We start from the raw sequence: 11,523 nt of genomic DNA, 5'->3' as shown, positions 1-11,523 counted from the left end.
TGGCGGACAGCAGCCGACCGTTGGCGTGGGCCACAAACGCCAGACCCGTCTCGATCACCCGGAGGATGGTGGCTCAGTGGGTGGTCTGGCGGCGTGGGTCGGGGAATCCGAGTTCGGTATAGCCGGGGGCGCGTTGTTCGAGGGTTCTCGCGAGGACGGGGGTGTGGGTGTCGTGGTAGTCATGGACGGTGGCGGTGGATTTGCCGGGATGCGCGCGGGTGATACGGCCGACGTACTGGATGAGGCGGCCTTTGAATTTCACGGGTGCGGCCAGGAACAAGGTGTCCAGGGCGGGGCAGTCGAACCCCTCGCCGATGTAGGAGCCGGTGCCAACGATCAGTAGCGGTTCTCCGTTGTTCAAGTGGGTGGCGATGGTCTCGTGCGCGCTATGGCGCTGGCTGGCGCTCATGCCGCCCCGCAGCGTGGTGATGCCGGTGATGCCTTCGCCCGAGAGTCGGTCGGTGAGGGCATTGAGGTGGTTGATCCACGTAGTGAGGACGAGGATATTCGCGCCGGAGCGGTGTGCGGCGGTGACGTCGGTGACGATCTGGGTCAGGCGTTCGTCGTCGGCGACCAGCGCCCGGTAGATTTCGGCTATCCCGCCGGGTTGGGAGAGGTCCGCGTCACCGGCGTAGGTGAACCTCGTGGGATGGATGTGGAGGATCGGGCGCGGGGCCGGGGCAGCATCGTCGGCGGGAAGGTGACCGGCTCGTGGTGCGTCGATGGTGTGGGTGTGGGCGCCGAGTTGGTGGTAGATCAGGTCGTCGAGCTGGTCGCGGCGGTAGGGGGTGGCGGTGAGGCCGAGCCAGTACTCGGCGGGAATCTTGTTGAGGACGTCGGTGAATGCGCTCGAGGCCACATGGTGGCATTCGTCGACTACGACGAACCCGTAACCGCTGGTGAGCTCTTCGATGTTGGGCCGTCGGGCGAGGGTGGGCAGCAGAGCGACATCGAGGACACCGGTGGTCTTGGATCGGCCGCCGCCGATCTGCCCGCACTTGATCCCAAGATGGTCGATGATGCGGGCACGCCATTGATCGGCCAGTGCTTTGCGGTCGACGATGACCAGGGTGGAGGTGGCCCGCGCCGCGATCACCGCGCAGGCGATCACGGTTTTGCCGGTACCTGGAGGCGCGACCACGACCGCGGTGTCGCCGTTGGTGGCGGCGTGGACGGCGTGCTGTTGTTCGGTACGCAGTTCGACGGTGCAGGTGAAGTCCTGGGGCGTGCCGGTGCTGCGGGTGTCGGTGAGATGCAGGGTGCTGTCGGCGGATTCGATGAGGCGGGTCAGCAGCGGCAGCAGGCCGCGGGGCAGGATCAGGTCGCCGTCGAGAGTTTCGTCGTAGCTACGCAAGAACCGTGGGGTGTCCCAGGTGCTGCGGCGGGCGCGCTGACGGGCGAAGAATTCCGGGTTGGCGATCGAGGCGGCGTGTTTGACCGCGGAAATCATCGCCGGGCCCAGATCGGTGGCGGTCACCTGGATGCGGGCGCCGAACGTCGCACGCACTACCGCGGCGGGCCGCGGCACGATCTTCGACGAGGTCGGCAGTCGCAGGCGCCGCACATCGTGACCGAGCTGGGGCTGGGGCAGTGAGCTGGCGAAACCCTCGACCTGCTTGGCCGACAGGCGAGCGATGCTGGACAGGTAGGCCCACTGGTCCTCGAAGGGTTCCAGAGTGGCGGGGTCGAGGAAGACCGTGGTGCCGTGCTGGCGGCGTGCGCCGGCCAAGGGCGCGGCGATGAGGTTGCCGACGCCCCGGCCGGTGTGGGTGTCCTGGGACGGGAAGAGCCGGTCGTAACTGGATAGGCTCATCCGGCCGCGTAACCCGATCGCTTCGGCGAGCAGGCCCGTGGCGATCCGCCGCGCTGACACCGCGGGCACGGCGGTGGCGAAGAAGATCCACACATGCGCGCCGCGGCCGGATCGCGATATCTCCAAGGCGGCCGGAATCCCGGCGGCGCGTGCGGCTTTCACATACGCCAGGGCGTCCAACATCGCGGCATCTTTGTCGAAATCCACTGCCACCCACCAGCAGGTGTCGTCATCGGCCAGCGGATACAGCCCGATATGGTGCCCGCCCCTCAGGTGCCGGTCGACTACCTCTGTGGTCAACGGCAGATACGACACCTGTTCCGGGGACATACCCTTGCGCCATTTCCCGCGGATCGCGGGTATCCACCCCGAGCAGCCGTCGTGGCGGTTCTCCCAGCGCACGGCGTACGTGTCGGTGCGGGCACCGAACAGATCCAGGAAGAACCCGACCTTCTCTGCCGGTGCCGCCCGCATATCTACCGGAGTGCCACCGGCGGTCTGATCCGGTTCCGCGGCGCGGGCTTGATCACCGGTGAGCCGCAACAGATTACGCAGCCGAGCATTCTCCGTGCGCAGGGCCTCGAGTTCGCCGGGGAAAGTTTCCACGGCTGCCCAGTGTGCACGGCCGAATGGTGAGCCGGCCAGTCACCGAGACGCAGCGGAGCCAGGAGTGGTCAGAGACCGTTGCGATCGAGGCGCTCGATGAGAGCGCGTTTGCGTGCGTGTGTTTGCCGCAGGGCCATGGAACGCTCGGCGAACATGTCGTAGCGGTCCTCGCGGTCGGCCAAAGCCTGTAGATCGCTCAGTAGCGTGACGGCGGCATCGTATTCGGTCGGTTTCCGGGTGGCGATCATCGCCTCGACGCGCGACCATGCGAGGTCTCGTGTGTCGGCCAGCTTGTCGAGTCGTCGTTCCCGGGCGACGGTACGAGCGTGTTCCTGTCGTGCTTCTTCTTCGGCGCGCTTCTCGGTCAGCCGGCGCTCGTGGTCGGCTCGTCGCCGCACCGCGTTGTCGAGCAGGTCGGCCACTGTCCGGCGGGCTCGGGTGGGGTCGGCCGGAGTCGCGTCGCCGCGGAAGCGGCGCAGCAACTCCATCCGCACCCGCGCGGCCTCCCCCTGCACAACCCGCGCCAGTAGCTGGTCTTTCTCGATGGCTGGCAGGTGGGTCAGCCAGGTGGCGAGGTCGCCGAGAACGTCGCTGGTTTGGTCGAGCGGTGCTGAACCCTGCGCCGCGATCGCGAGGAGGTCGGCGTCGAGGCGCAGGAAGTCGGCCAGCGCACGCTGGGACGCGGTGAGCGCGCCCAGCCCAGGCGGCGCCGGTGGTTCGAGATCGTCGTCGGCTTCGCGGTCGAAGAGGTCTTCGTCGCGTTCCCAGGTGCCGTAAGCGGACAGCCAGGCGAGGTAGAGCGATCGGAGGTCTCCGGCGGCGAGTTCAGCGCGGACCCCGATGATCGCCGACAGTAATGCTGCGGGGTCATAGTCGAAGTCGAACTCACCGGTGTCCGGTGTCATCCTGGCTGGTGAAGTCGAGTACGACGAACTCGTCAGTCGACCATGCGTTCACCCGGTCGCCAACGCAGTAGTCGTCGACGACATCGGGATCGAGAAGGTCGCAGGGCAGGCGGAACATCACCCGGTGGGTGCCCCAATTGGCGACATACAGGTGCGCATCGTAGAAGCACTCCATCAACCGGCTGGGGTCGCCTTTGAAATCGCCCCAGTGATACTCGTTGACGAAACTGGTGGCCGTGATCCTCGCCCTGGTCGACAGCGACCGAACCGCAGCCTGCTCGTCATCGTCGAGTGGCCGGTCGACCGCCAGGAATTCGTAGTACTGATACTCGCTCACTATTCATCCACTCGGTCGGTACAGGCAAAGGTCTCTGCCCGGAATGACGAGTCGTCGCCCAGGTGGAAGAACAAGTGCCCCTCAATCGTTTCGTCGTCAGCGAGGACTGCCCAGCCCCGGCCGCTGACCTGGTCGCCCTCGTCGATGCCCTCGAAGGTGAACTCGACACCGGGTCGGCGATCCCGCTGGGCAGGGCGGCTGTCCAGCCAGCCACGGACGGCGATGAAACCGAACTGACCGGTCCCGTCTGCACCGAATTCGATGAAGCCCGGCTCGACCAGGTCGATGGCATCACTATCCCAGCCGCTCATCGCCACGATCCGCCACCGACCCGCCATCCGTGCCGCAGCCCTCGCAACACTTCTCGTCATAAGGCGACAGGGTAGCCGTCGATTACACTCGCGCTCTCCCACGAGAATCCCGCGTGGGTATTCTTCGTCGGCGCAGTGCGGTCAGCACGGCGGTGTGGTTGACGTTGAGATGGTTGCCGACCCGGGCAAGTGACCAGCCGAGCTTGTAGAGATGGATGGCGATATCGACCTGGTCGGGGGACAGTCCGCGGCGCACCGGCACCCGTGCCGGGTAGAGAGTATTGCTGACCGTGCGCCGTTCGATACCGAATCGAGTAGCCAGTTCATACACGGTTACTCCGTGCTGGTAGCCGGTGATCAGCTCCGCGACCCGGTCGGCGTCGATTTGCCGAGCCCTCCGAGGTTTGGGTCGCTCCACACGCGGCGGAACCGGTGTTGTCGGGTCGGCTAGCTTGTGAATCAGGGTCTCCAGGGCGTTGACCTGCGTTTTCGCGGCCATGTACAGCTACTGGGGCGATCTCTTGCACGACCAACCAAGAATCTTCGCAGATCCCAATAATGTGTAATATTTTTGGCTGTTTCTTTACATACCAAAGGGCATGTGCGATGGTTCCCCTCATGGTCGATTGGAGCCCGGAGATCCCGTACAACGGACTTCCGCTGCCACCCAAGGTGGACGAACTCGAGACGAAAGCCGTGCTCAAGGCGGCGATCGGCGCGAACGCGGCGCTGGCTCAGCTTGACCAAGCTGTCGTGTCGATTCCGAACCCCACAGTGCTGATCAACACGATCCCCTTGTTGGAGGCACAGGCAAGTTCCGAGATCGAGAACATCGTGACGACGACGGACGCGCTGTTCCGGCATCTCGAGGATGACTCGGGCGCGGACCCGGCAACGCGGGAGACACTGCGCTACCGAACTGCATTGCGAGTCGGATTCGAGATGACTCTTGATCGTGGCCTCACGTTTGCCACAGCAGCGGCAGTGTGCAGCACGATCAAGGACCGCGATATGAAGGTTCGCGCGATACCGGGAACACGGATTGGCAACACAGCCACAGGAACCATCGCCTACAGCCCGCCGGAAGGCCGTGAACTCATCATCGAGAAGCTCAGCGAGTGGGAGCGGTTCGTCCATGCCGATGACGGGATGGACGCCCTTGTTCGTCTGGCGGTGGCGCATTACCAGTTCGAGGCGATCCACCCATTCAGTGACGGCAATGGCAGGACGGGCCGAATCCTCAACGTGCTCATGCTGGTCGAGGCAGGCATGCTCCGGCTGCCTGTGCTGTACCTGTCCCGATACATCATCGACACCAAACATGACTACTACCGGCTCCTGCGTAGCGTGACCGCCGAGGGGTCCTGGGAAGAATGGATCCTGTACATCCTTACCGGAATCGAGCGGACATCGCGCTCGACTCTGCGGAAGATCGCAGACATTCGCTTGCTCCAGGATGAGTTCAATCAGCGGGCCCGTGAAGCCTCGAAGGGCGGGTCCAACTCGGAGCTACAGTCGATCTTGTTCGAGCAACCCTACTGCCGAATCAAGACCGTAGTCGAGCGCTGCAAAGTCTCACGACCGACCGCGACCGCTTGGCTTCAAGATCTCGTGACGGCAGGTCTACTTCAGGACGTGAAGATCGGGCGCGACCGGCTGTTCATCAACCGCGAGTTCCTGAGACTGCTGGTCAGGACCGAATCCACCGCCTGAAAGGTACATGGAAAGAAACTTCGCATGTAGGCCAGACGTGTGAAATTTCGGCCAGATACTTTGCATGAGGATCTCCGCGTGTGCCCCTCGGCGGGTGCCCCGCCGAGGGGCACGACCCCTGCGACAGCCGTCTACGTCCGCGGTCGTCCTTGGGGATCCCTCGTAGAGACACCGTGTTCGCGCAGCTTGTTCAGAACCGTCATACCGTCAACCCCCAAGTGTCGACCCACCCGGGCGAGAGACCAACCCAAACCGTAGAGATGGATCGCCTCATCCACTTGCCGGGCCGTCAGACCACGGCGACGCATCGGAACCTTATGCCGACGAAGGATCTCGCTGACCGTCCGCCGCTCGATACCGAACCGGCACCCAACTGATACACCGTCTCCCCACTCTCATATCCGGCGATCAGTTCCTGAACCTGATCGGTGCCGAGTTGACGGGCCCGGCCGGGTTTGAATCGGTCGGCGGGCGGCAGGGCGGGTGCGGTGGGGTCGGGAAGCTTCCGGCGCAGGGCTTCCAGCGCTTCTACCTGCGGTTTCGGGTTATAGTAAGCTCCCCCAAGGTCCACAGAACGGCAAAGCCGCAGGTCAACGGCCTGCGGCTTTCTTGCGTATATATAGTTATCCAAACCATTTCCGTGCTTCAGCGCGCACAGCCACAGCACGTTGTGCACAAGCTTCTCGGTGGACTCGTGGCTGTCGCGCTCGCTGTCGATGGCGGAAGTCGGCGGTGGTACAACCAGCGCAGACGGATGCTGGGCTGCGTCGTCGGAGGTCGGTCAGGCCGTACACGCCGTGGGCGCTCGTGCCGATTACGCGGTGTTCGGGGTGGGTTCGGGGTGTCGGGTTTCGCCGAAGGTTCGTCGGTAGGCGCCGGGTGTGGTGCCCAGATGCGCCCGGAAGTGACGGCGGAGGTTGACTGCCGAGGCGAGTCCGACGCGGGTGGCGATGGCCTCCACGGGAAAGTTGGTTTGCTCCAGGAGTGTGCGTGCCGCGTCGAGGCGCTGGCCGAGCAGCCATTGTCCGGGGCTGGTGCCGAGCTGTTCGGTGAATCGCCGGGCGAGGGTTCGGGTGGACAGGCCCGCGTGGCCGGCGAGCCGGCCGACGGTCAGTTGGGTGTCGAGCCGGGTGGTGGCCCATTGCAGCAATGGCGCCAATGACTCGTCCGCCCTGGCGGGGGCGGGTTGTGTGGCGTATTGGAGTTGGCTGCCGTCCCGGTGTGGCGGTAGCACCATGTTCCGGGCGATCTGGGCAGCGTATGCCGCGCCGTGGTCGCAGCGGACGAGGTGCAGGCACAGGTCGATGCCCGCACCGGTTCCGGCGCTGGTCGCCACGTCGCCGTGGTCGACATAAAGCACGTCCGGGGCTACCCGCACCCCAGGGAAGGCGGCGGCGAGTAGCGCGGTGTGGCGCCAGTGCGTGGTGGCGCTGCGGCCGTCGAGAAGTCCGGCCTGGGCCAGGACGAAGGCACCCGTGCAGATGGCGACGATCCTGGCCCCGGATTGGTGGGCGGCACGCAGCGCCTCGGTCACGGTCTGCGACACCGGTGCGCCGGGTGGTTGCCAACCGGGGACGATGACGGTGTCCGCCTCCTGCAGCGCGGCGAGTCCCGCGTCGACGAGCATCGTGTAGCCGACGGTGGTCTGCAGCAGGCCGGGGTGCTCGGCACAGATCCGGAAGTCGTAGTGGGCCGGCACGTCCGGCCGGTCGATGCCGAAGACCTCGGCGGCACAGGCGAGTTCGAACGGTGACTGGGGCGGGTTGAGCAGGGCCACCACCCGATGACGGGTCATGGCGAGAATCTACCCAAGGATGTCTTTTCCGACTCTCGGCCGTGAGTAACGTGTCCGGTCACAGTGGTCCCATGAGGGAAACCACACAAACGGGAGTGTTGCGGACCACCGCTCGGGTCGACGGCGAAACGGCCAGCTACTTGACCGCGGGGCAGGACGGCCCGGTGGTGTTGCTGCTGCATGGGACGTACTGGAGCCGGGTGTGGCTTCCGGTGCTGAGCCGCCTCGCGCGGGCCGGGCTGCGGCCTGTTGCGGTCGATTTCCCCGGACTGGGACACTCCGGGGGCGAGCTGACCCGGGAAACGGCCACGGTCCCGGCTCTTGCGGAGTGGGTGGTGCGATTCGCGTCCGCGCTGCGGCTCGCCGGGCCGATCGCCGTGGCAGGTCATGACATCGGGGGAGCGGTCGCCCAGCATCTGCTCGTCGGCGATCGGCTCGCTGTGTCCCGGCTGGCCCTGGTCAACTCGGTCGCCTACGACTCCTGGCCGGCGCCGCACGTGACATGGTTCCAGGACCCGGCGATCGTCGAGGCGACCACCGCCGACGACCTCCTCAGCGCTCGCCGACAGGCCGTGACAAGGGACCTGGCAGGTGCCGCCACCGAGCAGCGGATCACCGACTATCTGGACCCGTGGACCGATCCGCGGGTCCGCCGCTCCTGGCTGGCCATGGTCGCCGCGGCCGATAGCCGCTACACCTTGGATCTCGTTCCCGCCCTGCAGCAGTCCACAACGCCCAAGCTCCTGATCTGGGGCGAAGACGACCGCTTCGAGAAGGTCGAGTACGCCGAGAAGTTCGCCTCGCAGATCCCGCACACCACGCTCATACGCATCCCGGAAGCCGCACACATCCCGACCGAGAACGCACCCGACCAGGTCGCCCGTGCTCTCATCGATTTCTCCACGCCTACCCGACGAAGCTGACGACAACCGACACGAGTGAGCACACATGGCTTCCCTTTATGTCAAGAGGCGGTTGGGAGTTCGTCGTCGGACTGGGTGGCGGTAGGTCCGGGTTGTGGCTTGTCCGAAAGATCCGCTGGTCGGCGAGCATCCGCTGGTAGACGACGTTGGACAGGCGCCGTTCGAGTGCCCGCATCGCCTCCATGGAGGTCGTCCGACACCGTTGCAGCCCTCGATCGCCCATACCCGTTGCGGGAATCGTTGTGCAGCGGTGAGCATTTCACCGTATCCGGTGGTGCCGGTGCCGTAACGCCCGGTCGCGAGGATCTTCGCGTCGGGGTCGATGATTTCGATGGTGGCCGAGCGTTTGTGCGGGTCCATGCCAATGATGACCGGCATCGGTATCCTTCCAGATCGACGGAGGAGGTATCCGCGCAGGAAGGCACCGCTACTTCGAGCCAGAGCAGACCCCTTTCCAGCCACGCCCGCACGGTAACCCGATGGGACGCAAGCCATTAGCGAGCCACACCGATACCGCTGGCAGGCAGCCGCATAGAGAGCTTCCCACCGGGTACCTGAGACCGATCCTGGCCGGGATCAAACCCCACCACCAGTCTCGAGTAGCCGCATATCGCTTCCCTGCAGTTTCCGCTGAAATCGGGCTGACTTGACGTAATCCATTGGCTGCCAACGCATTAGTGTGGCGACCCGATGATCGCGACCGGCTCCGTCGTCGGTACTGTTGCCGCTGGGCCACGCCGATATCTGATCAAGGAGTAGCAGTGCCACCATTGTTCACGCCGGAGGCCTTGGACGGGAACGGCTATCCGGCCTGGGTGAGCGCTCTTGCGGACCAGGATGAGGGAATCATCCTGTATGTAGCTCGCGGCCTCGACCCCGCCGCGGCGCTGGAGCGCCTGGGGTATCCCGCCGCGGCGACCCGCGCCGTCGAACTCTCGTCGGTGACGCCGCAGGCTCCCTATTCGTCCCGAGTAGAGCAGGCGCTCGGGGTGTCGGACCCCGAAGAAGTAGCCGCGGTGAGCGCCCGGGTCGGTGAGTGGACGCTGGTGTACGAGATCCACGGCGTGCAGCAGGACGAGGCCGCGCTCTGTGTGGGAGGCATGCCGGCAGCTTGCTGTACGGTCAATATCGAATCGGACACGTACTTGGGCTACGCGGTCGACGGCGAGACGGTGTTCTGGGTTACCGATCCGCTGACGGTGCACGATCTCGCTGATCTTCCCGCTGGCCTGCGAGAGGCCGCTGTGGCGGCGGGCGTCTACGATCGGGGCGAACAGGGTAATTCCGGGGGGCCGGCCCAGAACTTCCTGACGGTGTGTTCGCTGGCGGGTCTGTGGCGACTCACCCTGGCCGATCTGTGCGGAAGGCCACTGTTGGGCTCATCGATGGAACAACCGATTCTCCCAGCCCAGTATCAACACTGAACCTGCGTACCCAGACGATTCCGGTCTCAGCAACGCACCGATATACCGATGACCGGGCCATCCGGAAGCGAGACCGACTGCGGCACAGAATGTCCGGACATGCCGCTACCCGCGCGCTGCTGCACAGCAGTTGGTTCTCGCTCGATCTGAGCGGTGCCGGCGGCTGGTTCGTCGCGGCCCGCTTTCGGGCCGGCCAATCGCTGACCATGGCATCGCACGGGGCGGGTGGCGAGCGTGCCCGTACGCTAGGACGGCATGACGCTCGACCAGGTCGTGGCCGAACTCTACGGGCTCCCGCCCGCCGAGTTCGTGGCCGCCCGCACCGAGCGGGCGCGGCAGGCCCGCGACGCCGGGGATAAGGCCCTGGCCGCCGCCATCGGCAAGCTCCGGCGGCCGACGGTCGCCGCGTGGGCGCTGAATCTGCTGTCACGTGAGGCGAGCGATGACGTCCGCGCACTGCTGGAGGTGGGCGACGCCCTGCGTGATGCCCAGCGCCGACTGTCGGCCGAACAGCTGCGTGCCCTCACCCCGCAGCGGCAAAAAGTGGTCAACGCCCTCACCCGCAAGGCCACCGAGCTGGCCGCGGGCCGCGGCCAGCGCCTGACCGAACCCGTCCTACGGGATATCGGCGCGAGCCTGCATGCGGCACTGGCGGATCAGTCGGTCGCCGACAGGCTGCTCGCCGGAACCCTCACCGCCGCGGCCACTTACGAGGGATTCGGCCTCGCCGCGCTGACCGCGGTTCCCGGCGCTGGGCACCGCAGCTTCCGAACGCGCTCGCCGACAGCCGATCCCACCGAGGATCGCACTGAGAAATCGGCCGCGCGGACTCATCGCCGCACTGATCCCATGGCTGCCGACGGGCCCGCCCCCGACCCGCAGGCCGAGGTGCGGCGCGAGCTCGAGGAGATGCTCGCCGAAGTCGAATCCGCCCGCGCCGCTGTGAGTTCCGCGCGATCAGACCACGACACCGCGGCCGCCGCTCTCGCTGATCTCGACGACCGCATCCAAGCCCTGCGTGCCGAGCTGACCGAAGCCGAACACCGCCACCGATTCACGGCCGCCACCGAGCGTTCGGCTCGCGAGGCACTGCAGCGTGCGCAGAAACACCTGAAGGGTGTCGAACGCCGCGTCGAACGTGCCCGCAAGCAATTGACTCCCGGCGTCTGAGCGGACCCACACGTGAGTGTTCTGTCGCTAGCTCGCGTTGCAAGGCAACCCGCGGACGAACTCAGCGATCAACGCCGCCACCGCGTCCGGCGTTTCCAGAACCATTTCGTGGGTGGCGTCGATCCGAGTAGTGGTGATCGACGCTCGGTCGCGGGCAAGGGCCGCCAGTTCGGTGGCGAGCCCGCGCGCGAAGCTGGTGAACAGATCGTCGAGCCACTGCGCCGCCCGCGGTGGTTGCCTGCCGGCCTGCACGAGCAGCAGCGGGCATGTCACCTCGGCGCGTACTCCACCGCGAGCAACCCGCCCAGCGAATGACCCACCACCACCGGCTCGTCCACGCCGTGCGCGTCCAGCACCTCCGCAACCCACTGCACCACAGTGCGAACCGACCACGGGGTGATGTCGGGGGAACGACCGTGCCCTGGAAGGTCAACCGCGAGAACGCGATACCCCGCCTCTACTAGTTGCGTGCCAGCGGTATCCCAATCCGCCAGCGACCGGCCTGCGCCGTGCAGCAGGACCAAAG

The 11,523-nt window shown here is 65.9% G+C and carries 13 protein-coding genes; 4 read left to right on the top strand and 9 right to left on the bottom strand.

Annotated features, from left to right (window positions below; translation table 11 throughout):
- Nucleotides 1-73: 73 nt before the first annotated feature.
- The 5 genes from NM2_RS46305 to NM2_RS46290 form a co-directional block, all read right to left on the bottom strand.
- On the bottom strand, nt 74-2,419 hold the full coding sequence (locus tag NM2_RS46305; RefSeq protein WP_067684010.1) for a DEAD/DEAH box helicase: 2,346 nt from the start codon (nt 2,417-2,419) through the stop codon (nt 74-76).
- A 68-nt stretch (nt 2,420-2,487) separates the two neighbouring features.
- Nucleotides 2,488-3,324, bottom strand: coding sequence for a hypothetical protein (locus NM2_RS46300; RefSeq protein ID WP_245718580.1), 837 nt, complete (start codon nt 3,322-3,324; stop codon nt 2,488-2,490).
- Nucleotides 3,305-3,661, bottom strand: a complete 357-nt coding sequence (locus NM2_RS52420; protein WP_245718579.1) for a hypothetical protein — start codon at nt 3,659-3,661, stop codon at nt 3,305-3,307. Before NM2_RS52420 ends, NM2_RS46300 begins: the two co-directional genes overlap by 20 nt.
- On the bottom strand, nt 3,661-3,972 hold the full coding sequence (locus tag NM2_RS46295) for a hypothetical protein (protein ID WP_067684027.1): 312 nt from the start codon (nt 3,970-3,972) through the stop codon (nt 3,661-3,663). The genes NM2_RS52420 and NM2_RS46295 overlap by 1 nt, the downstream gene beginning before the upstream one ends.
- Before the next feature lie 82 nt (nt 3,973-4,054).
- Entirely contained in the window at nt 4,055-4,471 is a 417-nt protein-coding gene (locus NM2_RS46290; RefSeq protein WP_169816375.1) for a hypothetical protein, read from the bottom strand.
- A gap of 119 nt (nt 4,472-4,590) precedes the next feature.
- Between NM2_RS46290 and NM2_RS46285 the strand changes: the two genes are divergently transcribed.
- Nucleotides 4,591-5,685, top strand: a complete 1,095-nt coding sequence (locus tag NM2_RS46285; RefSeq protein ID WP_067684021.1) for a Fic family protein — start codon at nt 4,591-4,593, stop codon at nt 5,683-5,685.
- Nucleotides 5,686-5,974: 289 nt separating this feature from the next.
- Here NM2_RS46285 and NM2_RS51165 read toward each other — a convergent pair whose 3' ends face one another.
- Nucleotides 5,975-6,361, bottom strand: a complete 387-nt coding sequence (locus tag NM2_RS51165; RefSeq protein ID WP_218026132.1) for a hypothetical protein — start codon at nt 6,359-6,361, stop codon at nt 5,975-5,977.
- 138 nt (nt 6,362-6,499) lie between these two features.
- On the bottom strand, nt 6,500-7,480 hold the full coding sequence (locus NM2_RS46280; RefSeq protein WP_067684007.1) for a helix-turn-helix domain-containing protein: 981 nt from the start codon (nt 7,478-7,480) through the stop codon (nt 6,500-6,502).
- A 71-nt stretch (nt 7,481-7,551) separates the two neighbouring features.
- Between NM2_RS46280 and NM2_RS46275 the strand changes: the two genes are divergently transcribed.
- The 3 genes from NM2_RS46275 to NM2_RS46260 all read left to right on the top strand — a co-directional run bounded on the left by NM2_RS46275 (nt 7,552) and on the right by NM2_RS46260 (nt 10,997).
- Complete coding sequence (locus NM2_RS46275; RefSeq protein ID WP_157122069.1) at nt 7,552-8,403, top strand: alpha/beta fold hydrolase; 852 nt, start codon at nt 7,552-7,554, stop codon at nt 8,401-8,403.
- A 761-nt stretch (nt 8,404-9,164) separates the two neighbouring features.
- Complete coding sequence (locus tag NM2_RS46265) at nt 9,165-9,827, top strand: hypothetical protein (protein WP_157122067.1); 663 nt, start codon at nt 9,165-9,167, stop codon at nt 9,825-9,827.
- 255 nt (nt 9,828-10,082) lie between these two features.
- On the top strand, nt 10,083-10,997 hold the full coding sequence (locus tag NM2_RS46260; protein ID WP_067683998.1) for a hypothetical protein: 915 nt from the start codon (nt 10,083-10,085) through the stop codon (nt 10,995-10,997).
- Nucleotides 10,998-11,024: 27 nt separating this feature from the next.
- Here NM2_RS46260 and NM2_RS51160 read toward each other — a convergent pair whose 3' ends face one another.
- Both NM2_RS51160 and NM2_RS51155 read right to left on the bottom strand, forming a co-directional pair.
- Complete coding sequence (locus NM2_RS51160) at nt 11,025-11,270, bottom strand: hypothetical protein (protein WP_067683993.1); 246 nt, start codon at nt 11,268-11,270, stop codon at nt 11,025-11,027.
- Nucleotides 11,267-11,523: alpha/beta fold hydrolase (locus tag NM2_RS51155; protein WP_218026131.1), on the bottom strand; the 257-nt coding region annotated here is incomplete at its 5' end. The genes NM2_RS51155 and NM2_RS51160, both read right to left, overlap by 4 nt.

Source organism: Nocardia miyunensis NBRC 108239, from assembly GCF_001613065.1.
In the GTDB taxonomy this organism is placed as follows: Bacteria; Actinomycetota; Actinomycetes; order Mycobacteriales; family Mycobacteriaceae; genus Nocardia; species Nocardia miyunensis.
Note: the sequence above shows the minus strand (reverse complement) of the source record. Positions and strands in the feature narration are given on the sequence as shown.

Excerpts from the sequence above, each read along its gene's own strand:
- NM2_RS46300 (WP_245718580.1), bottom strand. The coding sequence starts at position 3,324 with ATGACACCGGACACCGGTGAGTTCGACTTCGACTATGACCCCGCAGCA.
- NM2_RS46295 (WP_067684027.1), bottom strand. The coding sequence starts at position 3,972 with ATGAGCGGCTGGGATAGTGATGCCATCGACCTGGTCGAGCCGGGCTTC.
- NM2_RS46290 (WP_169816375.1), bottom strand. The coding sequence starts at position 4,471 with ATGGCCGCGAAAACGCAGGTCAACGCCCTGGAGACCCTGATTCACAAG.
- NM2_RS46285 (WP_067684021.1), top strand. The coding sequence starts at position 4,591 with ATGGTCGATTGGAGCCCGGAGATCCCGTACAACGGACTTCCGCTGCCA.
- NM2_RS46280 (WP_067684007.1), bottom strand. The coding sequence starts at position 7,480 with ATGACCCGTCATCGGGTGGTGGCCCTGCTCAACCCGCCCCAGTCACCG.
- NM2_RS46275 (WP_157122069.1), top strand. The coding sequence starts at position 7,552 with ATGAGGGAAACCACACAAACGGGAGTGTTGCGGACCACCGCTCGGGTC.
- NM2_RS46260 (WP_067683998.1), top strand. The coding sequence starts at position 10,083 with ATGACGCTCGACCAGGTCGTGGCCGAACTCTACGGGCTCCCGCCCGCC.